Raw genomic sequence first — 25,083 nt, forward strand, 5'->3', positions numbered from 1 at the left:
AAGGCCCCGGCTTTGCGCCTGCGTGCCTGTGACTCCTCAGCTTGCCGGCTTTGCGCGCGGCAGCAGCAGGGATAGCGTCATGGCCGACGGCGCGCGCTGCCATGTGAGTTCCGCTCCGATCCGTCGGGCACGGCTTTGCAGCGTCCCCATGCCGCGCCCGTGCCGTACCGTTGACGGGTCAAAACCGGAGCCGTTGTCAGCAATCTGGATGAGGGTGCCGTCAGCGGTTGGGCCGAGCGACATGGTAACCACCGATGCGCCGCTGTGCTTAAGCGCATTGCCCAGCGCCTCCTGCACAAGGCGCAGCAGATGCAGCGCCGAGGACGGGTCAAGCACCGGCAGTTCACGAAGGTCATCAGCGACTTTCCAGTCCAGCCGCACGCCGAGCGCTTCGAAGCGGGGTGCCATGCGAAAGCGCAGGGAACCGAGCAAAGCCAGCGGATCCCGCTCGTGCTCGTCAAGGGAATCGACGGCAACGCGCAATTCGTCCATGCAATCCTGCAGGGTGCTGGCCAGCACATCCCGAGGCGCATCCTGCGCGCGCGCCTGCCGCAGTGCGGTCGCGAGATGCATGCCGAGGCCATCGTGCAGATCCCCCATCACGCGGGCGCGCTCCTGGGTACGCGCCTGCTCCCGCTCAGCCTCGCGCAGTTGCTCGAAGCTGCGCTCAAGTTGCAGACGCTGCGCGTCCACTTGCGATTGCAGCGACGCGGCGAGGTCACGGGTGCGCTGCAGCGAGCGCATGTAGCGCTGCGCGAAGGTTGCCGTGATGGCAAAGAACAGCGGCAACGACGCGTACTGACGGAGGAAGATCTCGCCCAGACTGCTGCTGTTGGTGCCGATCTCGTAGTCGTTGAGCAAAAACACGAGGTAGATCAAGGCACCGCAGGCAACCGCTGCCATGTCGGCCGACGGTCGCGCAATGGCGAGCAGCACCAGCCGCAACATGCTCCAGGCCGTGAGCGCAACGCCGACCGCCGCAAGCGCTGCAAAGCCTGCGTTGGCGCGGCCGTAGTCGGCAGCGGATACAAAGTAGAGGGTTGCCACCACTGCGTAGACGAGTGCAGTCTTGGGTAGCCAGCGCGGCCCCCGGTAGCCGGGCTGATTGGCCTCCGCGAAGCGCAGCGCGAAGATCGCAAACAGTGCCGTGAACCAGGCCGCGCCGCTGACGCAAAGCTCGGCGAACAGCAGATCGGGAATCGCGGGGTTGGTCACCCAGTAGTTGAGGTTGCGCAGCGCCCACACCAGCGCGGCCGCACCGAACCAGACGTAAGCCCTGTGCTCCCGGTCACGCCAACCGATCACCAGCACGAACACCGCAATCGTGATGTTGACGATAATGGTGGCCGCATTGCCTTCGGTCTGCCAGAAGCGACGCATCCGGAAGGCGTCGTACAGATCGTCGTGCTCACCCAGCCATACTGGCGCCAGGCCGCTGCGATAACCAGGGTATCCGGCGAGCAGCACCAGCAGTTGGCCATCTCCGGCACCTGCCATCGCAGAACGTGGCAACTCGATCAGTTGCGGTGTGTAGAAATGACGCGACACTGGCATGCTCATATGCCCGGCGCCGCCGACACGCTCGCCATTGAGCCAAAGCTCGGCGTTCATGCCAGCCGCTGGCAAATAGACCGCCGGTCGTTGCCACTGTCGTGCCGAGGGAGGCAACGCGAATCGATACCAGACATAACCGCGATAGTCTGGTCGGCGTCCATCCCAGTTGTCGGGAAGTGTGATTGAGTGCCATGAACCCGTGGGCGGCGGCATCTCCGGGCGCGCGGCTCCGGCCTCAAGCACCTCGGCCGTGACGACCGACACCGCAGCGGAAGCGGACACTTCGAGGCCACGGTGCAGACGCGAGGCGATGATGATGATCAGGGCTACCAGCAGACAGGCAGCAAGTGCCAGCAGCACACGGCGGCGGCCAGTCACGCGGTCGGGGGCAGGCGAAGATGTCAACGGATGGTGGGCCGGCCCTGCTCGGTCATGCGCCGGTTGTATTCGTAGAGTGCTTCCACCCGCGAGTTTACTGACAGCTTTTCATAGATGCGCCGCACATGAGTGCGCACCGTGTTGGTGGTGATCTTGAGTGCATCGGCCACCTCGGCATAGCTGAAGCCCTTGCCGATACCGGTGAGCACTTCGCGCTCACGTTCAGAAAGCAGCTCCGGGCCTTCGCCCGTGGGCGCGACGCTGCTCGTGGGTGGGACGGCGCGGGCGCGCCGAATCAGGGTGCGGGCGATACGCGGTGACAGCGGCGAACCGCCACTGCGCAGGCATTGCAGATGTTCGCGAATGGAATCAAGGCTGCCGTCCTTCAGCAGGTAGCCGCCTGCGCCGGCGTCGATCGCGGCCAGCACATTGGTCTCGTCGCCGAAGATCGACAGCACCAGCACCTCTCGCCCCGGCTGGCGCACGGCCTCGCGGATGACATCAAGACCGCTGCCATCGGGCAAACCCAGATCGGTGAGCACGATGTCCGCGGGCTTGCCGCTGCGCAACCAGTTCAGCGCCTCACGCACGCTGCCACAGGCGTGAGCGAGCTGTGGCTCACCACCGGCCGACAGCACCTCTGCCAGCCATTCGCGGGTGGGAACGTCGTCTTCGACAAGCAGCACCTGATCCATGAGACGACCAGTTTAGTCCGCCGCTCGCCATCAACGGGTCGCATTGTCATGCGATGCCCGGACCCGGTCGCGACACGAACGCTTCATCGCAATGAAACGTTCGTTACTGCATTCAGATGTTCGTTACAAACGCTTACAGGCACCCTGTCGCCAACCTCACATTTGACTGCGTCCATTCCGATACCAGCATGTCGCTGCAACTGTCTTCACCACACATCCAGGAAAGCACCATGAAATTTGCCAAACACATCATTACCACCGCTGTCGCAGCCTGCATCGGCTTTGCAGCCACCGCCGCGTTCGCGCAATCCACGCCGGTAGCTGACCAGCGTCAGGCTAACCAGAGCGCACGCATTGCCAACGGCGAAGCCAGCGGCGCACTGTCAAAGCGTGAAGCTGCACGCATGAAGGCGGGCCAGGCCAAGGTGCAGGGTATGGAGGCCGCTGCCAAGGCCGACGGCAAGGTGACTCGCGCTGAGCGCCAGGCGATCCAGAAAGAGCAGAACAAGCAAAGCCGCCGCATCTATCGCCAGAAGCACGACGGCAACAAGAAGTAACCATCCGCAGGTGCGCGCAACCGCCTGTGCGGTCGCGCACCGGTGCTGAACAAAGTCGCCATCCGCCTTTCTTGCTCAAGGTCCTCTCGGGTGGCGACCTTTTTCCGCATTCACGCATAGGTAGACCTTCCGGACTGGTGCTACTCGTACTCAGGCACGGGGAACCATCCTGCCTGCCCGCGGCTTCAATACGAAAACACATGCTTGAAGGGCGGTTGCTGGTGTGCCTCTTGTCCAATCGTGTGCGGGACTTCTCACCACCCAACAACAATTTCATTCAGGGGATAAATACATGTTCATTGCAACGTACAAAGCACGATGGCGAGCATTGGCCACGATGATCAGCGTGCTGGGCATTGCTGCCTGCAGCGCAGCGACTTTTACGGCGAACAATGTCGGCGCGATACCCGACGGCACGAGTTCGACCTGCCCGGCGCCGGGCGCACCGCTCAACATCACCTTTACCGCGAACGGGTTGACGTCAGCGGCGTTGACCGACATTCGCGTCAGCATGACGTTTGGGACGGCACACCCCTGGGGAGGCGACCTGACCGCAACGCTCGTTTCACCCACGGGTATCAGCTTTCCGTTGTTCGGACGCATCGGCGCCGTCTCGGTGTCTGCGGTCGGTAGCAGTGCCGATCTGTCCGGCAACTACGTGTTTGTCGATCCGGCAATCACCAGCAACAACATCTGGACCGCCGCAACCAACGCGCCGAATCCCGGATCGATCATGGAAGGCACTTACGCGACGACGCCGGTGGGCGGTGCGGGCGCAGTGAATCCGCCCACGCCAACCGGTTTTCTGGCGGCCTACAGCACTCTGACCACGGCCGGGGTGCTTAACGGCACGTGGACTTTGCAGGTGATCGACAATTGCGCTAACGACACCGGCGCGATCAGCGCGGCCTCACTCACGCTGGAGCAGGCGGCACCGGTCTTGCAATACTCGTCCGCCCCGTCGTTTATTCACTTCCCCACGATTCCGGCCAACACACCGAGTTACGCCTATCCCGTGGTGGTGTTCGCACCCGCGACCAATGCGCAGAACGTGGGCTTCGCGGCCAATGCCTGCGTGATGACGGGCGCCAACGCGGCTGACTTCATGCGATTGCCCGATGCGGTTAGCGTGGCACCCGGCAGCACCGGTCAGCTGCTTGTGCAATTCCGGCCGTCGAGCAATGGTTACAAGACGGCGACCATGACTTGCACCGCACAGCCGTCGGGCGTGACACCGGCGCAAATCATCGTACAGCTGGACGGGGCAGGCGGCGATGCCTTGCCGCCACCGAATTGCTACGACGTCGATGGCGACGGCGTGATGAACCCGCTGGTGGATGGCCTGTTCATCACTCGCCTGCAGCTCGGATTGCCGCCGGGCGTTGCGGCGAACAATATCGCCTTCCAGTCGCCACGCAACAGCGCCAAAAAGGTGGTGGGCTTCATGCTCGAACGTTGCGGCTACGTGGTGCCGTCAACGCCGTAACCTGCGCCGCTGGTAGCAGCGTGGCACCGAGCCAATAAAATCGGCCGGTGCCACAGCTGATCCTCTCCACCCTCAACGCCCGCTACGCCCACGCTTCGCTCGGGCTGCGCTACCTGTTTGCCAACCTTGACGACGACCTGCGTAACCAAACGAAGATCGTTGAATTTGTGATTGGCAGCAAGACCGAGACACTGGTCGAACAGTTGCTGGCGCTGTCGCCCACGGTGATCGGCTTCGGCGTCTACATCTGGAATGTCGAGGAGACGACCAAACTTGTCGCCATGCTGAAGACGGTAGCGCCGGAGGTCAGGATCGTGATCGGTGGCCCCGAGGTGAGCTTCGAAACGAAGGAGCAGCGCATCGTTGCGCTGGCCGACCATGTGGTCACCGGTCAGGGCGATGTCACCTTCAACAAGCTCGCCCGCGCACTATTGCACGGGCCACGACCGTTGATGAAGGTGCACGTGGGTGAAGAGTTCGAACTCGACGACCTGAAACTGCCTTACGAGCATTACACCGACGAAGATATCGCGCGTCGTCACCTATATGTCGAGGCCTCACGCGGTTGCCCGTTCAAGTGCGAGTTCTGTCTCTCCGCGCTGGACAAGACAGCGCTGCCATTCGATACGCAGCGCTTTCTTGCCGAGATGGCGAAGCTCTACGACCGTGGCGCACGCACCTTCAAATTCGTTGACCGCACATTCAATCTGAACGTCAAGACTTCGCAGGCGATTCTCGAATTTTTCCTCGAACGCATCGAGGCGAAACCGGACGACCCCTGCTTTGCGCACTTTGAGCTGGTGCCAGACCATCTGCCCGACAAACTGAAAGACACCATCGCCCGGTTCCCGGCAGGCACTCTGCAATTCGAGATTGGCATCCAGACGTGGAACCCGACAGTGCAGGGTCACATCTCACGCAAGCAGAACAACGACAAGGCGAAAGACAACCTGCGCTGGCTGCATGCGAATACGCATGCGCATATGCACGTGGACCTCATCGCGGGCCTGCCGGGCGAGTCGCTCGCGAGTTTTGGTGAAGGATTCGATACCCTCGCGCGCCTCGGGCCACACGAGATTCAGGTAGGCGTGCTGAAGCGCCTGCGCGGTACGCCGATCATCCGTCATACCGATACGTTCGCGATGCGCTACAACCCGGAGCCACCGTACAACATCCTGTCGAACAATGAACTCTCGTTCGCTGACGTACAACGCGTGAACCGCTTTGCACGCTTCTGGGACCTGATCGGCAATTCCGGGCGCTTCACAAACACGCTGCCACTGATCCTGCAGGAAGCGCCGACCAGCGCTTTTTCACGCTTCATGGCGCTCGCCGACTGGCTCTATGCCGAGACCGGTGCCACGCATCAGATTGCGCTGGAGCGGCTGTTCGATCTGGTCTATCGCTGGTTGCACACCGATGGCGCTGTTGCACCGGAAGCCGCGCAGCAGGCCATTTTGGCCGACTACGTGAGGAGCGGCAGCAAGGGCCGGCTCTCGTTCATGACGCGCGGGTTGACGGTTGCAGACGACTCGCGGCAGGCTGGGCGCCACGCTACACCGGCCCGGCAGCGAAGACATTTGATTCAAGCAGACACGCGAGATCATTCGTGAGCGACTGGTAGTACTTTCAATCAGCAAAGTGCCGTTACATTCGACCTCTGGTTCCAGCTGGATGCAAAATTTGCTTCGACGGGGCATTCTCAACTTCGAGCAGTAGCCAATTGCCGGTTCTGGGGTGGCTCCAAGCGTGTTTATGTAGCGCAAATGCATCCTGTTGTCGCATACTCCGTACCACCAGCGTCTTAGTGAACACTTACATAGTCTGGGATATACAAATGATCGCTCTCTCCTCAATAGCGCGCGCGGCTCTGATTGCAGGTGCGCTAGCTGCGCTACCCAGCGCAGCCGAGCAGCTCGTCAGCTGCGCGTTTTCCCCGGGCGCAGCGGTATCGGGCGACCTGATCAGCCGCGGTCTCTATCTGAACAATTTCCGCGGGCAGAGCCTGCGTTCCATCAAGCTGCGGCATACCGCCAGCGTACCTGGCAGTTACAAAATCACGTTGACCGCGCGCCTCGGCGACTTCGCGGGCTCGGTAATTGGCGAACCTTTCACCGCCAGTGTCAATCTCGGCACGACTGTCGGCACCGATGTCACCTACGAATTGGGAGACATACCCGTTACCCCGGGCAGTACTGTCACATTCGCCATGACGGCGACGGGGCCGGGCGCTGTTTTTTATGACACCGGGACAGTGCTGTGCGCCGATGTATACGAAACCGAAGATACTTCGTTGCCGCTGAGCACCATCCGGCGTAACGGCATGGGACTGGAGGTGCGTGGACGCGCTGTGCCGCAGACGTTTTACGATTGTGCATTCGGATCCGGCGGCGATTTTGTTTCGCGGGGCATTTTTCTTGCGAACTACCCTGGCCAGACGCTACGCAAAGTAGCGTTGCGGTATGAGGCGTCGAGCGCCGGCGCGCGGACGCTAAAGCTGACCGCTCGTCAGGATGGTTACGACGGCAGCGTCATTGGCGAGCCGCAGACGAAAATCCTCAACTTCGGGGTTCCTGGCGTTGGTGGTGGCCAGGTTGTGGAGTGGGATTTTGGTGGCGCGTTTGTAAAGCAGAACGGGACGATTACGTTTACCCACGAGCTTGTTCGTGGAGGCGATGTATTTCACTCCGGCACCACGCTCGCTACATGCCCTGACGTCATCGAAACGGAAGGTACTACAGGGACGTTGGATATCAATCGCGGCACGCGCGGCATACGCGTTACCGGGGATCGCGAGGCTGGCTACCGCAAAGTGGTCGAATATTATCAACCCGGCTTGAGGCACTACTTTGTAACCGGCCGCCCCAGCGAACAGGCGCTGCTTGATCAGTACCCCGAGCTGTTTCAGCGCACTGGTGCAACTTTCCTGGCCTTCCCATCGCAGGGGGCTCCCTTGGGGAGCGTGCCGATCTGCCGTTTCTACCTTCCGCCAGCGCGAGGTGGATCGAACTCGCACTTCTATGGCCAGCCGGCAGATTGCAATGCGGTGATCGCCACAGGTAATCCCACATTCCAGTTTGAGGGCTATGACTTTGCGCTCTACACGCCCATCTCAGGTAATTGCCCTGGCTATGCCCCAAACAAAATTTATCGGTCGTTCAACAACCGTGTCGCGCAGAACGACGGCAACCACCGATACACCACGACGGTGGGCAACTACAACAGCATGACTGCATTGGGCTGGGTTGCGGAGGGCGCGGTGTTCTGCAGCGACACAACGGCGCCGTAAGCGATGCAATCCTGATACGCCACGCTGGTGGATCAGACAGCTGATCGACCGCAATGAAAAGGGCCGCTTCTGCGGCCCTTTGTCTTTTCGGGTGTCGGAACGTTACGGCTTGCCGAGGTGCCTGGCGAAGAACTGCTCAGTGCGCGTGTAGAAGTCAATCACGTTCCCGGGCGCATTGAAGCCATGTGCCTCGTCGAGGTAGACCTTGTAATCGAGTGGCTTGCCGGCTTTCTCCATCGCGTCGCGGAAGGTGGTGCCGTGGATCAGCGGAACGCGGATGTCCTGACCGCCCATCGTCAGCATCACGGCGGCCTTGATCTTGTCGGCATTCTTGGCCGGTGAGGTGGCGTCGAAGCGGGCGCGATCGGCGCTGATATCGCCGATCCAGCGCTTGAAGTCGGTCTGGTAGTAGTCGCTGTAGCGTGCGGTGTCAGACCACGTCACGTTCTGTTTGAGCTCGATGTCGGTCACTGCCACGTAGGCATGGCTGCACTTCCAGAGATCGGGGTCGCGCACCAGCCCCTGCAGCGCGGCGTAGCCGCCATAGCTGCCGCCGAATAGGCACATGCGGCTTTTGTCGACAATGCCCTGCGCCACCAGATGCAGCGCGCCGTCGGTGATGTCGTCCTGCATCGTCAGGCCCCACTGCTTGAAGCTCGACTGATAGTGCTTCGAACCGAAGCCGGTGGACCCGCGCGGTTCCGGCTCCAGCACCGCGTAGCCGCGTGACGCGAAGAACTGTGCAGTTGGCCAGCGCCCCCACTGGATGCCGTGATAGCTGCGCACCCAGGGACCGCCATGAATGTGCACCACCAGCGGCAGGTTCTTCGCTTCGCTGCCGCGCGGCACCGTCAGCCATGCCGGGATATTGAGGCCGTCACGCGCCTTGTACATCACGAAGCGGCGTTCCGGCATCAGTGCCGATGGCAGCCACTCGCGGGTCGCAGCGATCTTGCCCAGCGAACGCTGCTGCGTGTCGAAGATGTAGTAGCTGCCTGCGTCCGTTGCCGAGCGCGCGAAGACGAGCGCATAACGTGCAGCATCGTCGCCCGGCGTAATGTGGTTGACGGTATCGGGCAGTGCCTTGTCAATGCCGGCCTGAACGGCGGCATAGCGCTCGTCGAACCAGCTGGTACCTGGCATCTCGGCGCTGTGGCGGATACCAAGTACTTTGCCGCTCGCAGGGTGAATTACCAGACCATCATCGAGATCGAGCCAGGGATGCTGTGCAACCACCTCTCCCAGTTGCTTCTTCGCGATGTCATAGCGGTAGATGGCGCTGCGGTCGCCGCCGTGACGGCTGGCAACGAACAGTGTCTGGTCGTCGTCGAAGGCAAGCGGCCGCAGTCGGTCGAGATCGCCACTTAGTTCACCGATTTGCAGCCAGCTATCGGCGGCGGATTGGCGGTGCCAGAGCGTGCGCTTGCGGGCCTTGTCGGCGGACTCACGTGGCTCCACTCGCATCGCGATGCGGGGCTCAAGGCGGTGATCAAGTACCCAGTCGGCCACGCGGCCGGGTGAATCAAACGTGAGCAGTTTGGTGCGGCCGGTTCGGGTGTCGTAGCGATAGACGTCCTCCGACTGGATGTCGCGCAGGTGCGTGCTGATGATCAACTCGCCGCTGCCGTCGCGGGTGCGGGCGAGGATGTCGAAGCTGCCGCGTACGTCCTGCGCGAGGTTGCGCGAATTCTTTCCATCAGTGTCGATGGCGATCATCGCCCCGCGTCGCCAGACGCCGGTTTCCAGTTCACGGTTTGACGCGCGGAAAATCAGCCTGCCATCGTCCACCCAGGTGAACCAGTTGACGTCCACCGTCTTGAAGTCAGTGACTGCGGTCGACTGTTTGCTGTCGAGATCGATGACGACGAGGTTTTCGCGACCGTTGACCGGCGCGACTGCTGCCAGCTTGCGGCCGTTCGGCGACATCGCCATTTGCGAATAGCGTGGCAGCCGGAAGAATTCACCGACCGGGATATCGGCGGCGGTCTTGTAGCCGCTGCCGGCTGTCGTAGCTTGCCCTTGAACCGCCAGAGGCACGCAAATGACAAGCCAGGTGAGCGCGAGGCGGGGCAAACGGGAGAGGATTTTCATCGGGTCATGGGCGTAACCTGAACGGCGCGCGAACCACGCGAAGCTACCGTTATCAGCTCTACGCTGGAATCCTTGTTTTAATGGGGCTCAGCGCGGAAAGGCGCTAAAGTCGACACAACGTCAAATCGGGCGCCACGCCCATTGAACTGGCGGTCTCGGCGAAAAGCCGTTAACCGCCAGTTGCCTTGGATGGCTAGAACTTCTTCCAGAAGCGGATGAAGTAGCTGGCACCGTTGAGGCCGAACTGCACGCTGTCGTAGATGAAGCCGTTGTCGGTTTCGTTCGGGTCCTGTTTGCTCGGCTTCACGTTGAAGATGTTGTTGCCGCCAATGGTGACCTTGGTGTTCTTGTCGAACGCGTAGGTCAGCGCCAGATCGGCCGAGGTCTTCGGCGCGTAGCGCGCATTCGGTACGCCTGCGGCAGTGCCCGAGAAGGTGCCGAGCGTCTGTGAGCCGAAGTGAATGACCTTGAGACTGGTCTCCCACGGGCCGAGTGCATGATCGAAGCCAAGCGTAGCCTTCATGCGCGGGCCGCCCTGCTCAATGAACAGGCGCTCGCGCTCAGACAGCAGCACATCTTCAAAGCCGGCCAGTGACGCTGGCGTCTTGACGCCGGTGACGCGGGTCTTGCTGTAGTTGAACGCCAGGAAGGTATTCAGCTTGCCGCGACCCAGCTCGCCCTTGTGCGCGACGGTGAGATCGAGCCCCTGTGTGCGGGTGTTGACCGAGTTGACGAAGAACTGTGCCTGACCAACACCAAGCGCGGCGAGCGTGGCGCCGAGTGATGGGTAGTTGTCGGCGTCAAAGCGGCCGGAGAGCACGATGCGATCCTTGATGTCGATCTGGTAGAGATCGGCGGTCACCGCCAGCGCGCGCGACGGATTCCAGGTCATGCCCAGCGTGAAATTGTTCGACTTCTCTTCCTTCAATTTCGGGATGCCGGCGGCATTGGCGATTGCGCTGCCGTTGGGTGCCAGCACCACATCGAGTGGCTGGCCGCTGATGAAGTCGGTAAATGTCGACGAGAAGTAAACCTGCTGCAACGAAGGCGCGCGGAAGCCCGTGCTCGCCGAGCCGCGCAGCAGCACCTGATCGCTGGCCTTGAAGCTTGCTGCCACCTTGCCGGTGAGCGTGGAACCGAAGTCGCTGTAGCGCTCGCCGCGCAACGCGGTCGCGAGTTTGAGGCGCGTGGTGAGATCGGTTTCAACGTCCACATAGCCGGCAACGCTGTTGCGACTCTTGCTGGTGGCGTCGCCCGGCTGGAAGCCCGGGAAGCCCTGGCTGCCGGCGTTGCCGCCGAAGCCGACGCCGTCGGCGTCGTTGTAGGAGCCCAGTTCGCCAGCGAAGATCTGGTAATTCTCGCGCCGGTACTCGGCACCGAAGGCGACGTTCATGCCGTTGGCCACGCCCGGGAAGAAGCGGCTGAAGTCGGCGTTGGTGGTGAGCTGCGAGAACGAGAAACCACCGGCGTTGAATGCGGTTGGGCTGCGCCCCGCGCCGCCGTGCAGCAGGTCGTAGTTGGCGATGGAGGCGTTCAGCGTGTTGCTGATGTTGTACTTGAGTTTGTTGTAGCCATAGGTCTGCGAGAAATCGGCATTCCACTCGCCGATCTGCCGCTTGTAGCCGACAGTCATGTAGCGGTCTTCGATGTCGCCGTTGATGAACGGCACGAAGCCGTCCGGGTACATGGCCGCCGAGTTGCGCGAGGGGATGTCATCACTGCCGATACCGCCGCGGGCGAACGCCGCCGAGGAGGCGTCGCGGGTTTGGTAGCCGAAGGTGTAGTAGAGCTTGGCGGCGCCGCTGACCGGCACTTCGCCGTTGACGTACAGCGTGGCGTTTTGCGTTTTGGTGTCGCCGATGATGCGCGGGTTGCCCGGCTCGGCGCGGTTGCTGCGGCCGCGGTCAAGGAATTCAGCGGTGATGCCGGTGGTGCCGCCGTTGCCGGTAGCGAAGCCGCAGTAGGCGGAGGCGAGATAGTTCTTGCCGTCACCCGCCGAATATTGGCCGTAACCGAGTACGGCCTCACAGCCGGCGCGCTTCTTGAGCGTGATGTCGATCACGCCGGCGATGGCGTCGGAGCCATATTGCGCCGCCGCGCCGTCGCGCAGCACCTGCACGCTGTCGATGGCCAGCATCGGGATGGTATTGAGGTCGGTGCCGGTATTGCCGCGGTTGCGGGCGCCGAACAGGTTGACCAGCGCCGTGGTGTGCTTGCGCTTGCCGTTGACCAGCACCAGCGTCTGGTCGGAGCCGAGTCCGCGCAGCGCGGCGGAGTCCACCAGGTCAGCGCCATCGGCGCCGGTCTGGCGCGTCGAGTTGAACGACGGCGAGATGTACTGCAGCGACTGCGCGAGGTCGAACTGCCCGCCCTGTTCGGCCGATTTCGACATCGGAATGAAATCCACCGGCACCACGGTGTCGGTGGCCGAAGCGTTGACGCGGCGGGTGCCGACGATGGTGACCGTTTCGACGACGGTGGTGTCCTTTTTCTCGGCAGCGGGCGCCGTTTGTGCCGTGGCGATGGTGGAGGAGAGACCAGTGGCGCTGGCGGCGCCGTAGAGGCTGAGCAGGATAGCCCGCCGCAGTGTTGTCGTTGTTGTCATTTCAGGGTACCCCGTGCAGGATGTGAGTGAGGTCGCGGCGGCCAACTGCACACATCGGGGCCGACGCTCGGAAAATTCAGTGTACGGGGCGCAAGTGGCTGCGGTCAACGATTTGCAACGGCAACAGCCTTTGCCGTCAAAGCCCGTCGCATAAGGGCATCGTCTCCAAATGGCAGAAAGTCGACTTTTCAGTTAATGAGAAAAAAGGCCGCAATCGGATGCGGGTTTCATCAAAAAGATGAATACACGAATCCGCCAAATGCTGGCGGGACAAACTGCGGTCAGGCCAGATGAGTTTCCATCGCTCGCCGGAATTCGATAGCGCGCTGCTGCAGCGCATGGGCGCTGTCGAATTCGATGTCGTCCCAGCGTACGGTTTCGTGCGCACCGACGTTGCGCTTGAGCCGACAGCCATGCGCGAGGCCCAACGGCAGCGCACCGGTATCGACTGATTCCCGCGCCGGCAGGATCTTGCCGTACACCGTGAAGCCGCCTTCGCCATCGAGCGCCTCGCCGTGCTTCAGATCGCGCTTGGCGGTGGCCACCACGTCGGCACGCCAACGCAAGTCGCCATCGTGCCACCAGGCCAGCGGCGCGCCCGTTGGTTCGCCACGCAGACCAGCGCTCGCCACACTGATGCCAAGCTCCAGCCCGATCAGGTGATAGGGCTTGTACATCGCCGTGTACTCGCCAGTCTTGTCGGTCACCAGACCGTATTCCTTGAAGCAGCGGCGCACATACTCGCGCCCGGCGTCGCTGCCGGCGCGGAACACCACATATACGCCCCAGCGCAAATCGCGAAACACCGGGCGACCGTCGCGCTCCACGCTCGAAACCACCTCCACCATGCCATGACCGTCGAGCAGGCCGCCGACGCCGCGTGGCCGCATCACATGCGCGAGGTCGTCGACGCCACAGGGAGGGAACAGCAGGCCACGCGGCGGCGTCAGGTCACAGGCATTGGCGATCGCGGTCATCTCGATGGCGCTCTTGGTGCCGTCGAGAAAACTGTTGAACATCTGCGGGTTCATGCCGCCTTTTGCAGCGTCCTCGGGCGCGATGCCGTAATGCGGCCACACGGTCGCCGGCGTGCTCTCGTGATACTGCGGCAGATACTTGGTGCCCTTGCCCGCAGCCACCACCTCGAAACCCGCTGCGCGGCACCAGTCCACCATCTCGCACACCAGCGCCGGCTGGTCGCCGTAGGCCAGCGAGTACACGATGCCAGCCTCGCGCGCCTTGCGTGCCAGCAGTGGCCCGGCCAGGGCATCGGCCTCGACGTTGACCATCACGATGTGCTTCTTCGCGTCACAGCAGGCCAGCACATGCGCGATGCCGTGTGCGGGTGAACCGGTGGCGTCGATGATGACATCCAGCTCTGGCGCGGTGATCATTGCAAAGGCATCGTTGCCGACGAAGGTGTTGCCAGTGGCCTGGGCGTCACGGAATGATGTCGCTCCGAGCCTGGCTGCGTCCCAACCGACATTCAGGAGCGCCGCCTTCGCACGCGCAGGGTCGAGATCGGCCACCGCCAGCAGATGAATGCCCGGCGTGTGCTTCACCTGCGACAGATACATCGAACCAAACTTGCCAGCGCCGATCAGGCCGACGCGGATGGGCTTGCCAGCGGTTTGACGCTGGTTGAGCAGAGCGTGCAGGTTCATCGCAGTCTTTCTATTTCAAAGCAAACAACAAACCTAGCGGAATGAACACTATGCTCGCAATATTGCCCACGAGCACGATTGAGGCCACCTTCTCCGGTTCCTGCTTGTAGTAGTCGGCCACCAGAAAGTTGAGCACGGCGGGCGGCAGCGCGCCGAAAAGATAGACGAGCCCGATCTGCTCCTTGCTCATCGGCAGATACTGCACGATGATGCCTGCCATCAACAGGCCGGTGAGCGGGCACACGGCGGCGCCGAGCAGCGAATTGGAAAAGTCCTCGCGCTTGACGTCCAGCATGCGTACGCCCAGCGAGAGCAGCATCACCGGGATGGTGCAGTCGCCGATCATCTTCATCGGCGCATGCACGCTGTCGGGCAAATGCGTGCCGGTAAGGCCCAGCGCAGCGCCGATCACGGTGGCCCACACCATCGGGCTTTTTGCCAGCAGCTTCAGTTCGGCGTGTTTATGCACGATGAAGGCCCCGAGCGTGAAATGCAGCAGGTTGGATGTGGTGAACAGCGCCACCATGCCGGCGACGCCAATCGGCCCGAAGGCGAACAGCGCCAATGGCAACCCCATGTTGCCGCAGTTGTTGAACATCATCGGCGGCACAAAGGTGCGCGGGTCTTGCCGCGAGACTTTGGCAAACGGCCAGGCGATCAGCCCGGAGCCGATCACGATCACGATCGATGCCACCACCAGCGGCCACAGCGACACCAGATCCACGCTCTTGTCGGAAAGGTTTGCGAGCACCAGAAATGGCCCAAAGACATCGAGGTTGAGGCGATTCACCACCCGCATGTCGGGCTTGTTCCAGAGCCGCCCGATGGCATAGCCCATGACGATGATCACCAGCACCGGCAGGACGATTTCAACGATCCGGAGCGCGATGTTCACGGCTGCACCACCCCTTCGTTGCGCACCGCAGGGTTGCGCAGACGCAGCAGTGTCCACACCACACAAAGCGCCTGCAGCCCCCACAGCCACAGGAAGGCCTGTTCGTAACCAGCCGCCTCATAGCGGCCCGGCGTGCCGGTGGGATAGCGGTTCACGATCAGCCCGATGCCCCACTGCAGCGCGAAACCAAGACCGAACATGAGGAAGTTGATCAACGTCGAGACGCGTCCGTGAACCGATTTGCCGAAGCGCGTAAACAATGCGGCGAACAGCAGGTTCCCCGATACATGGGTTAGTCCGAAGATCGTCATCACCAGCGCCGGTGAACCACCCCACGAGTGCAGAAAGGCCCATTGACCGATGCCGGCAAACAAGCAGGCGACGAAGCAGAAGATGACCGGCGAGATACCGCGCTGCATCAGTCGCCCCATCACGTTGCCGAGCGCGATATTGGCCACCAGCATGCCGGCCGAGATCAGCAGCAGATCGCCACCGATGGCATTGGCTGGCAGTTTCGCCACATCGACCAGCCACGGCCCGGCCCACAGGCCCTGCACGGCAAGGCCAATGGCATTGGTCAGGCAGGGCAACGGCACAATGGCCCAGAACAGCGGTGAGCGCAGCACAGCAGACCATCCGGCCGGTTGCGCTGAAGGGTTGCCGCTGGTGGCGGTCTTTGGCGCCGCCGGTGGATCGGGCACTGCAAACGCGAGCCAGAGCGCGACGACTACCGTCAGCACTGCCACCGAGAGGAACAGTTGGCGCCAGGTGATCATGCCCAACAGCCAGAGCACTGGCGCGGTAGACAGGATGGCCCCCGCATTGCCTACGGCCAGCATCAGACCGTTGGTTGTCGGCAACTTGCTGGCATCAAGCCACAGGCCGAAGGTTCGCAGCGCCGCCATCAGGCAGGCCGCGACACCAATGCCAATCAGCGCGCGCCCGAGAATCAGTCCCCACGTCGCTTCTGCGGTCGCGAACACCACACAACCGGTGGCGCAAGAGATCAGCAGCGCAGCTTCGACGCGGCGCGGACGGAAGCGGTCAAGCATGCCCCCCAGCGGCAACTGAGTCAGCGCGAATGACAAAAAGTAGGCAGCCGTCAGCAGGCCGAGATCGGCAGCGTCGAGGCCAAACTCGCGCGTGAGCGTGGGCGCGATGGCCGCGTTAACCGTGCGCAACCCGTAGCTGATCAGATAGGCGATCGCCAGCGGCAGGCTGACGCGCAGCAGGAAGGGGCCGGTGGCGAGCGAAGGCACCGCCCCGGGGGTGGCGGTGTGGGTGGGGGCTGAGTTGGTCAAAGGATGAACTGCGAAAGGTTTTCGTCGCGGACGATGCCCGCAAGTTTGTCATCGACGAACGCGGCATCGATGTGCACCGTTTCACCGGTGAGTGAATCGGCGGTGTAGCTCACATCCTCCAGCAGCCGCTCCATGACCGTATGCAGGCGGCGGGCACCGATGTTCTCCTGCCGCTCGTTGACGGTGCAGGCGATCTCGGCGAGGCGGCGGATGGCATCCGGCTGGAAGTCCAGCGTCACCTGCTCGGTGGACAGCAGGCCGGCGTACTGTTGCGTCAGACTGGCATCGGTACTGGTCAGGATGCGCTCGAAATCCTGCACGGTCAGGGCGCTGAGCTCGACGCGGATAGGAAAGCGGCCCTGCAGCTCGGGGATCAGATCGCTCGGCTTGCTCAGGTGAAAGGCACCGCTGGCGATGAACAGGATGTGATCAGTCTTGATTGCACCGTACTTGGTGTTGACCGTGGTGCCCTCGACCAGCGGCAACAGGTCGCGCTGTACACCCTGGCGCGACACGTCGGCACCATGTGTGTCCTGGCGGGCGGCGATCTTGTCGATCTCGTCGAGGAAGACGATGCCGTTCTGCTCGGCGTTATCCAGTGCGGTCTGCTTGAGCTCTTCCTCGTTGACGAGCTTCGCCGCTTCTTCGTCCTGAAGCAGCTTCATCGCCTCATCGACACGCATCTTGCGCATCTTGCGTCGGCCCTGCTGCATGTTGGAGAACATGCCCTGGATCTGCTGCGTGATTTCCTCCATGCCCGGTGGCGCCATCACTTCCATCTGCGGCGCGGCCACGGCGACTTCGATCTCGATTTCCTTGTCGTCGAACTGTCCCTCGCGCAGCATCTTGCGGAATTTCTGCCGCGTTGCGTTATCGGTCGGCTTCAGGTCGTCGAAGTTGACCGCACTCGGCGGCGGCAGCAGCGCATCAAGCACCCGCTCCTCGGCGGCGTCGAGCGCGCGGTCACGCACCGCTTTCATCGCCTGTTCACGGGTCTGTTTGATCGCGACCTCGGCGAGATCGCGGATGATGGTGTCGACGTCGCGACCCACGTAGCCGACCTCGGTGAACTTGGTGGCCTCAACTTTTACGAAGGGCGCATTGGCCAGCCGCGCCAGCCGTCGTGCAATCTCGGTCTTGCCAACGCCAGTCGGCCCGATCATCAGGATGTTCTTCGGCGTGATCTCGTGCCGCAGTGGCTCCGGCACCTGCTGCCGCCGCCAGCGGTTGCGCAGCGCGATGGCAACCGCCTTCTTCGCCGCCGCCTGCCCGACGATATGCCGGTCCAGCTCGTGGACGATTTCTTTCGGGGTCATGGGGAGCGACATGGAACGGCGGAGAAGACGGCAATAGAGCGATTTTATGGGGCGGGCAGCCGCGCCGGCCGACCACAGGTCATCCGCCTACAATCGTTGTCAGTCAAAACGAAACTATTCGGGTGGCCGCGGCCAGCGGCGAACGAGAAAGAGGAGCGCCATGCCCATCCTGCAAGACAAGAAAATCCTGTTGACCGGACTGCTGTCCAACCGCTCCATTGCGTACGGCATTGGCAAGGCGCTGAAGCGCGAAGGCGCGACGCTGGCCTTCACGTACGCCGGTGAAGCAATGAAGGAGCGCGTGGAGAAGCTGGCGCCGGAGCTGGGCGGCGGCCTCATCATGAGCATGGACGTGACGAAGCAGGACGAGATCGACGGCGTTTTCGCCAAGCTCGGCACCGAATGGGGGGGGCTCGACGGCGTCGTGCACTCGATCGGCTACGCGCCGCGCGATGCCATTGCCGGTGACTTTCTCGATGGCCTGTCGCGCAGCTCGTTCATGACCGCGATGGACATTTCCGCCTACAGCTTTGCAGCGCTGGGCAAGGCCGCGCGGCCGCTGATGAAGGGGCGCAATGCCTCGATGCTGACGCTGACTTACCTTGGCGCAGTGCGCGCCCTGCCCAACTACAACACGATGGGCGTGGCGAAGGCGGCGCTGGAGGCCAACGTGCGCTACATGGCGGCATCGCTCGGGCCGGAGGGCACCCGCGTCAACGGCATCAGCGCCGGTCCGATCAAGACACTGGCGGCATCGGGCATCGCCGGCTTCTCCACCATGCTCAAGAAGTTCGCTGACGCCACACCGATGAAGCGCGGCATCACGGCCGACGAGGTGGGCAACGTGGCCGCGTTCCTGCTATCAGACTGGGCGAGCGCGATGACCGGCGAAATCCTCTACGTCGACAACGGTTTCTCGCACATGGCAACCGGCCTAGACGACGGCGGCGAAAAGCCCAAGGAATAGGGCTACCGCGTTCTGCGCGCTCAGATGAGCGCCAGTTTCCGGATCAACTCGCGTTTCAATGGCGGCACCAGTTGCAGGGCCGTCAGGCCCAGGCCGCGCGGCACATCGGCCAGCCAGCCACCGCGATCAAAACCATAGGCCAGCGCACCGGAGAACCCAATGCGCAGCACACGATCGATACCTCGGGCACGGGCGTAGCGGCTGAGCGCCGCAGCAATCGCGGGCGCACCACTCGTGCCGCTGACCGTTTGCAGGCAATCAGCTAACTCCATCGCATCGCGCAGACCAAGGTTGAGCCCCTGGGCTGCGACCGGATGCAGGCCCTGGGCGGCGTTGCCAATCGCCACCACGCAGCCGCTGGCGCGCGGCTCTACCACCCGCCACAGTAACGGGTAGCTGCTGGCCTTCGCCTGCACGGCAAGCTCGCCCAGGCAGCCGCCGGCGGCCACGTTGATTTCGGCTTGCAGCGATTTGGCGTCAAGCTGCAGCAGCCGTTCACCCTCGACCTGCGGTCGAGCCGAGATCATTGTCCACTGCTGGTCAGCCCGTGGCACCAGGGCCAGCGCACCGCCTGCCGTAAAGCGCTCAATCGCCACGCCGGGCCGCGGGCGTGCGGCACTGACGCGGGTGATCACGGCGAGCTGCCCGGAGTTGCGCTCGATACGCCGGAACTCGGGCAACAGATCAGAGCCCGCGCCATCGGCCAGCACCACACAGTCCGCGCGCAGCGATTCGCCAGTTTCGAGGCGTGCAACGGCATGCGTGCCTTCATGACGAACCGCAACTGCTTTCGCGCTGTAGAGGATGTTGATCGCGGCTGCGTTGGCCGCGTCGTCGAAAGCGGTCTTCAGAGCCGGATACGGGCTGGCGGCACCGAGCATAGGTGCGCCAACCTCGCGAGCGTCGAGCCGCAGCAGGCCAAAAGCGCCCCGCTGACTGACTTCAACCTCGTGAATCGGCGCCCGCTGGCCGTCCGGCACCGTCACGCCGATCCGCTTCAGGAAGCGCCACGATGCCGCGGACAGCGCGATGTTGCGATCGCCAAAGGTCTGCTGACCACGCGGCGCCGCTTCGAGCACGGTGATGTCGCTGGTGACGCCGCGCTCGCGCAACGCGAGCGCCGCAGCCAGCCCGACCGGACCGCCACCGATGATCAGCACTTTCACGGCAATGCGCCAGCTCGACTACGCCGCTAGCGTGCGCAGGCTGCCTCGACCTCGGCCACCGTCTTCGGCGTCTTGATCGTGAGATTCTCGTTGCCGTCCGCCGTGATCAGCACGTCGTCTTCAATGCGCACCCCAATGTTCCAGAAGTGTTCCGGCACGTCGGCATCGGGGCGGATGTACAGGCCCGGCTCGTTGGTCAGCACCATGCCTGGCTTGAGGGTCTGCCAGATGCCCTTTTTGCGATAGTCACCGGCATCGTGCACGTCCATGCCGATCCAGTGGCCCGCGCGGTGCATATAAAACTTGGTGTAGGTCTTTTCCTCAATGACCTGATCGAGCGTGCCCTTGAGCAAGCCTAGGTCCAGCATGCGCTGCGAGAGCACGCGGATGGCCACTTCGTGATATTCGTTGAACGGATTTCCCGGCTTTAACGCCTCCATGCAGGCCAGCTCGGCGTCGAGCACTGCCTGATACACGTCCCGCTGCGGCCCGGTGAATTTGCCGTTGACCGGGAAGGTGCGCGTGATGTCGCTGGCGTAGCCGGCATATTCGCAGCCGGCGTCGATCAACAACATATCGCCGTCCTGCATCTTGCGGTTGCTGTCGTTGTAGTGCAGCACACAGGCGTTCGGGCCACTCGCCACGATGTGGTTGTACGCGGGGGTACGCGCACCGAAGCGGATGAACTCATGCGCGATCTCCGCTTCCACTTCGTACTCGAACTGCCCCGGCCGCGCAAAGCGCATCGCACGAGCGTGCGCCTGCGATGCGATTTCGGCGGCGCGACGCATCAGCGTGATCTCGTGGCTGTCCTTGATCAGGCGCATGTCATCGAGCACCGCGCGGATGTCAACGACTGTGTTCGGTGAAGACACGCCGGTACGAGCCATCCCACGCACGGCGTTGATGGCGGCAGCGATTTCGGCGTCCCAGGTAGCGGTCATGCCGACGGGCGTATGCACGGCCGCGCGGTCGCTCATCAGCTTCGGCAGTTCTTCTTTCAGCTTTTCGATCGGCAACGCCTCATCGAAACGGAAGATCTCTCGTGCTGCATCGGGGCCGTAGCGATAGCCGTCCCAGATCTCGCGTTCCAGATTTTTCTCGCGGCAGAACAGGATCGCCTTGCGCTCGTTGCCACCGACCAGAACGAGCACGGCCTCGGGCTCGGCAAAACCGGTCAGGTAGTAGAAGTAGCTGTCGTGGCGGTAGAGAAAGCCGGTGTCGCGGTTGCGCAGCACTTCTGGTGCTGTCGGAATGATCGCGATATCGTCGCCGATAGCGGCGAATACGCGGTCGCGACGCGCGACGTACGGGGATGTGTCAACGAGCGCGTTCATGGCAAATGACAAAATAGCGTCATGGATGAAGCCCACGATTATAGGTTTGGCCCGGTGCTGGAGCCGGAGCCAGGCGAGCAGGAGCCTGCCGGCGAAATTGCCGTAGCCGAGTTGCCGGTGCAGGAAGACATCGTCGTCGCTGCCGAAACTGAAACCAGCATCAAGCCGCAGTTGCGCGCCGAGGTGCGGGCAAAACGCGACGCGATGAGCGACCGCGAACGCAATGCCGGGGCGCGTCGCATCGTCGAGCGCCTGCTGCACCACCCCGACGTGCATCGCGCCAAGACGGTACTGCTGTACGCCCACCACGGCTCCGAGGTTGCCACCGACGATCTGGCCAAGGAGCTGATCAAGCGCGGCAAGGCGGTGGCCTACCCGAAGATGACGACAGTGGTCGGCCTGATGACGCTGTGGCGGGTGAAAAACCTCGACGCCCTGATTCCACACAAACATGGCATTCGCGCCCCGGACGTGACACGCTCGGCACCGATTGAGCCGCTGGCACTGGATTGCGTGATCTATCCCGGCATCGCATTCACCCGCGGACTGTTGCGTCTTGGACAGGGTGGCGGCTACTACGACCGGCTGTCAGCAAAACTCGCCGACAACTGCGCCCGCATCGGCATCTGCTTCGAATCGCAGCTTGTCGATTCGCTGCCGCAGCACGACCATGATGCCAGCGTGCACTGGGTTGTCACCGAGGCGACGGTGTATCCGTATGTTCCCGATCCGCCGGTGATTGCCCCGGTTGCGGTACCGGCCTCGCCCAACGCGGGCGCTGCTGATTCACCGCCGTTCGACCCATCTGCCATCGTCGCTGTTGCACCATCGGACGAACAGTCCACCGTGCCGACGGTAAATTCCGATTCACCTCCTGATCCAGCCCAATCGCCATGACCGCCATCCGCATCGACGGCAACGTACTCGCCGCCAAAGTTCGTGACCGCATCGCGGCCGAAGTCTCAGCGCTCAAGGCGCGTGGGGTAACGCCCGGTCTGGCCGTAGTGCTGGTGGGCGAAGACGCGGCCTCGCAGGTTTATGTGCGCAACAAGGTGGCGGCCTGCGCCAAGGTCGGCATGCACAGCGTGATGCACAAGCTGCCAGCGGCGACCACCGAGGCAGAACTGCTGGCGCTGATTGATTCGCTCAACCGCGACGCCACGATCCACGGCATCCTCGTGCAACTGCCGCTGCCCAAGCACATCGCCGAAAAGAAGGTGCTCGAAGCGGTCGCCGCGCACAAGGATGTTGACGGCTTCCATGCCGAAAACGTCGGCGCACTGATGATTGGTGAACCGCGCTTTGTCAGTTGTACCCCGGCCGGTTGCATGGAGATGCTGCGCGACATCGGCATGACCGATCTGCGCGGCAAGCACGCCGTAGTGGTCGGTCGCAGCAACATCGTCGGCAAGCCGATGGCCATGCTGCTGCTGCACGCCAACGCCACCGTCACCATTTGCCACAGCGGCACCAAAGACCTCGCCGCGCAATGCCGGCAGGCCGACATCCTGGTCGCCGCCGTCGGCAGACCACGTTTCATCAAGGCCGACATGGTGAAGCCGGGGGCAGTGGTGATCGACGTCGGCATCAACCGCTTGCCTGAAAGCGAGGGTGGCAAGCTGGTCGGCGACGTCGATTTCGATGCGGTCAACGAAGTGGCGGGCTATCTGACGCCAGTGCCAGGCGGTGTTGGTCCGATGACCATCACCATGCTGCTGCAGAACACGCTGGTCGCGGCGAACCGCGCGTAGCCACTACGCTTTCGGCGGCAGGATCGCCTGCAGCGGGTGTTGCAGCAGACGACGTAGCACCAACCCTTGCAGCAGCCGACGCATGCCAGGCTTCAGGCCGTGCGAGCGCAAGGCCATCGAGAACGCCAGTGCAAAGCTCACTGCCAGATTGAGTACACCCATCGAGGCGATGCCACCGACAGCCCACCAAAATGGCGCGGTCAGCATCGTATCGAAGCCCAGTACACCGACCGACGCAGCCACTGAGCCCGTACTCAGCGTGACGTGACGGACATCGAGCGGAATGCCAATGAAAGCCAGCACCGTGGGGACCAGCCCCAGCATCAAGCCGAGCGACACGTTGGCGGCAACACCGGCGACATGCTTCTTCGCGAAATCGGCAATCGCCTGTGCCCGGACTGCACCAAACACCCACTTCAGGCGACGCTGATAGGCCAGGGCATCATGCAGCCGATGCAGTGCAAACCAGTTGTCGGCCCAACCTGCAGTGAGGCTCGATAGCCACAGCAACACGCCGGTGAACGCCGCATAAATGGGGGTCGGCCCGAGCAACGAAAACGAAGCAATGGTCGCTTCGGCTTTCTCCTTCGACAGCAAATTGCCACCGAAGGTATGGAGCACCAGCAGCTGCGCACCCAGCGCAACCGGAAACACGATGGCCAGGTTGCCGCTGATCGCCGCCATCTGCGAACGGATCAATGCAATCGTCTCGTCAACGAACGCCGCTCGGCCCTCCGGCCTGGTGACATCATCGAGCTTCTGCGCCAGTGCCGGTGCCGTCATGGCTGGCTGCTTGGTCGCCAGCGTGAAGTGGGCAAAGTGGATCGCCAGAAAACTGCCGACATAGTCGAGCGAAAACAGCACGCCCTCGACGAACTTGTTCAGATGCAGCGCAGCGATGAAAAACTTCAGGTAGACGGTGCCCGCCGTCAGCAATCCGCCGCCCGCCGCCATGCGCCACATGCCGAAGTAGTCGCGGCGGGTGCGGGCGATGTAGTGCTCGCCGGTTTCGGCGCTGCGCTCGACCACCTTGCGGCCCAGCAGCTGATAGGTCTCACCAAGCAAGGCACGCACGCTGCTGCGCTGCTGGTTGGCGGTGATCAGCTGCGCCACCAGCGCCGTGTGCGCGGTCAGTCCACCCTGGCCAGTCCAGACCGCCAGCAACTGCTCCACGCGCTCAATGCGCAGGCGTGTGCGCTCCACCTGAAACACCACATCCACCGAGACGCCGAAACGCTCCAGATGGTCATAAACGCTGTTCACTGCGGTGCGGGCACGCTCGAGAGCTGCGCGCAACTGGTTGAGCAGTTGCAGCCGCTGTTCGCTGCCACTTTCGCTGTGGATCAGTTCGTGCGCGAGGCGCGGCAACTGCATCAGCACTCGCGTGCTTTCCTGCGGTGAATCGAGTCGCATGCGGGTCGGCGCTTCCAGCGCGGCGGCGGCGATCTGGCTGCTGAGCAGGGCGATGCTGTCCGACAACGCAGCGCCCAGCGTCGAAAGCACGGAGGCGTGATCGTCATCGCCATCAAGGATTTGCGCCAGCCGTGCAATGAGTCCCTCATCGAGCGCCGCCACCCACTCGGCATCATGTTCCGAGATGAAGAGCAGCGCAAAGACATCGGCCAGCTCCGCCCGATTGGGCGCCACGGGCAGCACTTTGGTCTGCAACCGTGCTACCAGCTCGCCGGCGAGACCCGGACGCGCGGCCATGCCGGTATCGGCGAACAGCGAACGGGCGTCGTTGTCGCGCAGGATGCTGCGCAAGCACGCCGCGAAGCGCTTTGCCTGCTCTGAATTGCGATCGAGCACCTGCAACAGCAGTCGCAGTCGTGTGTGCTCGGCAAATGCCGTGGCGCTTTCGCTGCTGGCTGGAACCGGTTTGCGCAGCCAGTAGCCAAGCTCCATCAGCCATTCGTTGCGGGCAGCAAGCGGCGCGCTGGCATCCGCCTGCGCCAGCAGCAGATCAAGCTGGTGACTGGCGTCGCGCGCAGCACGCCAGCGGGCAAGAAAATTCAATTGCATGGTTGTTCA

The 25,083-nt window shown here is 62.8% G+C and carries 19 protein-coding genes; 7 read left to right on the forward strand and 12 right to left on the reverse strand.

The genetic code is table 11. From position 1 onward, the window contains the following. Window positions 1-36: 36 nt before the first annotated feature. The gene (locus FKL89_RS02040) at window positions 37-1,959 is read right to left on the reverse strand and encodes a sensor histidine kinase (protein WP_238363463.1); all 1,923 of its coding nucleotides are present in this window, start codon (window positions 1,957-1,959) and stop codon (window positions 37-39) included. Further along, window positions 1,956-2,627, reverse strand: coding sequence for a LuxR C-terminal-related transcriptional regulator (locus FKL89_RS02045; protein ID WP_156861061.1), 672 nt, complete (start codon window positions 2,625-2,627; stop codon window positions 1,956-1,958). Before FKL89_RS02045 ends, FKL89_RS02040 begins: the two co-directional genes overlap by 4 nt. Before the next feature lie 230 nt (window positions 2,628-2,857). Here FKL89_RS02045 and FKL89_RS02050 point away from each other — a divergent pair, with 230 nt between their 5' ends. Further along, window positions 2,858-3,184 (forward strand): hypothetical protein, encoded by a 327-nt coding sequence (locus tag FKL89_RS02050; protein ID WP_156861062.1) that lies wholly within the window; start codon window positions 2,858-2,860, stop codon window positions 3,182-3,184. 273 nt (window positions 3,185-3,457) lie between these two features. On the opposite strand, the gene FKL89_RS02055 is transcribed toward FKL89_RS02050, so the two are convergent. Further along, the gene (locus FKL89_RS02055; protein ID WP_156861063.1) at window positions 3,458-3,697 is read right to left on the reverse strand and encodes a hypothetical protein; all 240 of its coding nucleotides are present in this window, start codon (window positions 3,695-3,697) and stop codon (window positions 3,458-3,460) included. Between FKL89_RS02055 and FKL89_RS02060 the strand changes: the two genes are divergently transcribed. From FKL89_RS02060 to FKL89_RS20295, 3 genes are all read left to right on the forward strand, one after another. Then, the gene (locus FKL89_RS02060) at window positions 3,696-4,670 is read left to right on the forward strand and encodes a hypothetical protein (protein WP_156861064.1); all 975 of its coding nucleotides are present in this window, start codon (window positions 3,696-3,698) and stop codon (window positions 4,668-4,670) included. The genes FKL89_RS02055 and FKL89_RS02060 overlap by 2 nt on opposite strands. Before the next feature lie 47 nt (window positions 4,671-4,717). Next, on the forward strand, window positions 4,718-6,283 hold the full coding sequence (locus tag FKL89_RS02065; protein WP_238363464.1) for a B12-binding domain-containing radical SAM protein: 1,566 nt from the start codon (window positions 4,718-4,720) through the stop codon (window positions 6,281-6,283). Between the two features lie 224 nt (window positions 6,284-6,507). Next, window positions 6,508-7,959, forward strand: coding sequence for a hypothetical protein (locus FKL89_RS20295; RefSeq protein WP_238363465.1), 1,452 nt, complete (start codon window positions 6,508-6,510; stop codon window positions 7,957-7,959). Window positions 7,960-8,061: 102 nt separating this feature from the next. On the opposite strand, the gene FKL89_RS02075 is transcribed toward FKL89_RS20295, so the two are convergent. The 6 genes from FKL89_RS02075 to hslU all read right to left on the reverse strand — a co-directional run bounded on the left by FKL89_RS02075 (window position 8,062) and on the right by hslU (window position 17,843). Beyond that, on the reverse strand, window positions 8,062-10,050 hold the full coding sequence (locus tag FKL89_RS02075) for a S9 family peptidase (protein ID WP_156861065.1): 1,989 nt from the start codon (window positions 10,048-10,050) through the stop codon (window positions 8,062-8,064). A 193-nt stretch (window positions 10,051-10,243) separates the two neighbouring features. Next, window positions 10,244-12,655 (reverse strand): TonB-dependent receptor plug domain-containing protein, encoded by a 2,412-nt coding sequence (locus tag FKL89_RS02080; protein WP_156861066.1) that lies wholly within the window; start codon window positions 12,653-12,655, stop codon window positions 10,244-10,246. A 281-nt stretch (window positions 12,656-12,936) separates the two neighbouring features. Next, the gene (locus FKL89_RS02085; protein ID WP_156861067.1) at window positions 12,937-14,319 is read right to left on the reverse strand and encodes an NAD(P)H-dependent oxidoreductase; all 1,383 of its coding nucleotides are present in this window, start codon (window positions 14,317-14,319) and stop codon (window positions 12,937-12,939) included. A 10-nt stretch (window positions 14,320-14,329) separates the two neighbouring features. Next, the gene (locus FKL89_RS02090) at window positions 14,330-15,208 is read right to left on the reverse strand and encodes an AEC family transporter (RefSeq protein WP_156864508.1); all 879 of its coding nucleotides are present in this window, start codon (window positions 15,206-15,208) and stop codon (window positions 14,330-14,332) included. A gap of 2 nt (window positions 15,209-15,210) precedes the next feature. Next, window positions 15,211-16,515: an MFS transporter gene (locus tag FKL89_RS02095; RefSeq protein ID WP_156861068.1), complete on the reverse strand. Its 1,305-nt coding sequence runs from the start codon at window positions 16,513-16,515 to the stop codon at window positions 15,211-15,213. Further along, the gene (gene hslU / locus FKL89_RS02100; protein ID WP_181955213.1) at window positions 16,512-17,843 is read right to left on the reverse strand and encodes an ATP-dependent protease ATPase subunit HslU; all 1,332 of its coding nucleotides are present in this window, start codon (window positions 17,841-17,843) and stop codon (window positions 16,512-16,514) included. The genes FKL89_RS02095 and hslU overlap by 4 nt, the downstream gene beginning before the upstream one ends. 148 nt (window positions 17,844-17,991) lie before the next feature. On the opposite strand from hslU, the gene FKL89_RS02105 reads away from it, so the two are divergent. Then, window positions 17,992-18,798, forward strand: coding sequence for an enoyl-ACP reductase FabI (locus tag FKL89_RS02105; RefSeq protein ID WP_156861070.1), 807 nt, complete (start codon window positions 17,992-17,994; stop codon window positions 18,796-18,798). Window positions 18,799-18,818: 20 nt separating this feature from the next. Here the strand turns inward: FKL89_RS02105 and FKL89_RS02110 are convergent, their stop codons facing one another. Both FKL89_RS02110 and pepP read right to left on the reverse strand, forming a co-directional pair. Beyond that, window positions 18,819-19,964 (reverse strand): FAD-dependent oxidoreductase, encoded by a 1,146-nt coding sequence (locus FKL89_RS02110; protein WP_162527360.1) that lies wholly within the window; start codon window positions 19,962-19,964, stop codon window positions 18,819-18,821. A 26-nt stretch (window positions 19,965-19,990) separates the two neighbouring features. Then, window positions 19,991-21,301 carry a Xaa-Pro aminopeptidase gene (gene pepP, locus FKL89_RS02115; protein ID WP_156861072.1) on the reverse strand — a complete coding sequence of 437 codons (1,311 nt, stop codon included), beginning with the start codon at window positions 21,299-21,301 and terminating at the stop codon, window positions 19,991-19,993. 21 nt (window positions 21,302-21,322) lie between these two features. On the opposite strand from pepP, the gene FKL89_RS02120 reads away from it, so the two are divergent. After that, the gene (locus tag FKL89_RS02120) at window positions 21,323-22,198 is read left to right on the forward strand and encodes a 5-formyltetrahydrofolate cyclo-ligase (protein ID WP_156861073.1); all 876 of its coding nucleotides are present in this window, start codon (window positions 21,323-21,325) and stop codon (window positions 22,196-22,198) included. Then, on the forward strand, window positions 22,195-23,052 hold the full coding sequence (gene folD, locus FKL89_RS02125; RefSeq protein ID WP_156861074.1) for a bifunctional methylenetetrahydrofolate dehydrogenase/methenyltetrahydrofolate cyclohydrolase FolD: 858 nt from the start codon (window positions 22,195-22,197) through the stop codon (window positions 23,050-23,052). The genes FKL89_RS02120 and folD overlap by 4 nt, the downstream gene beginning before the upstream one ends. A 3-nt stretch (window positions 23,053-23,055) precedes the next feature. On the opposite strand, the gene FKL89_RS02130 is transcribed toward folD, so the two are convergent. Next, window positions 23,056-25,074, reverse strand: a complete 2,019-nt coding sequence (locus FKL89_RS02130) for a site-specific recombinase (RefSeq protein WP_156861075.1) — start codon at window positions 25,072-25,074, stop codon at window positions 23,056-23,058. Window positions 25,075-25,083 lie beyond the last annotated feature (9 nt).

Source organism: Casimicrobium huifangae (assembly GCF_009746125.1).
GTDB lineage: Bacteria > Pseudomonadota > Gammaproteobacteria > Burkholderiales > Casimicrobiaceae > Casimicrobium > Casimicrobium huifangae.

Excerpts from the sequence above, each read along its gene's own strand:
- FKL89_RS02050 (WP_156861062.1), top strand. The coding sequence starts at position 2,858 with ATGAAATTTGCCAAACACATCATTACCACCGCTGTCGCAGCCTGCATC.
- FKL89_RS20295 (WP_238363465.1), top strand. The coding sequence starts at position 6,508 with ATGATCGCTCTCTCCTCAATAGCGCGCGCGGCTCTGATTGCAGGTGCG.
- FKL89_RS02130 (WP_156861075.1), bottom strand. The coding sequence starts at position 25,074 with ATGCAATTGAATTTTCTTGCCCGCTGGCGTGCTGCGCGCGACGCCAGT.
- FKL89_RS02085 (WP_156861067.1), bottom strand. The coding sequence starts at position 14,319 with ATGAACCTGCACGCTCTGCTCAACCAGCGTCAAACCGCTGGCAAGCCC.
- FKL89_RS02045 (WP_156861061.1), bottom strand. The coding sequence starts at position 2,627 with ATGGATCAGGTGCTGCTTGTCGAAGACGACGTTCCCACCCGCGAATGG.
- folD (WP_156861074.1), top strand. The coding sequence starts at position 22,195 with ATGACCGCCATCCGCATCGACGGCAACGTACTCGCCGCCAAAGTTCGT.
- FKL89_RS02120 (WP_156861073.1), top strand. The coding sequence starts at position 21,323 with ATGGATGAAGCCCACGATTATAGGTTTGGCCCGGTGCTGGAGCCGGAG.
- FKL89_RS02055 (WP_156861063.1), bottom strand. The coding sequence starts at position 3,697 with ATGCTGACGCGAATGTCGGTCAACGCCGCTGACGTCAACCCGTTCGCG.
- FKL89_RS02075 (WP_156861065.1), bottom strand. The coding sequence starts at position 10,050 with ATGAAAATCCTCTCCCGTTTGCCCCGCCTCGCGCTCACCTGGCTTGTC.
- hslU (WP_181955213.1), bottom strand. The coding sequence starts at position 17,843 with ATGTCGCTCCCCATGACCCCGAAAGAAATCGTCCACGAGCTGGACCGG.
- pepP (WP_156861072.1), bottom strand. The coding sequence starts at position 21,301 with ATGAACGCGCTCGTTGACACATCCCCGTACGTCGCGCGTCGCGACCGC.
- FKL89_RS02105 (WP_156861070.1), top strand. The coding sequence starts at position 17,992 with ATGCCCATCCTGCAAGACAAGAAAATCCTGTTGACCGGACTGCTGTCC.
- FKL89_RS02080 (WP_156861066.1), bottom strand. The coding sequence starts at position 12,655 with ATGACAACAACGACAACACTGCGGCGGGCTATCCTGCTCAGCCTCTAC.
- FKL89_RS02060 (WP_156861064.1), top strand. The coding sequence starts at position 3,696 with ATGACGTTTGGGACGGCACACCCCTGGGGAGGCGACCTGACCGCAACG.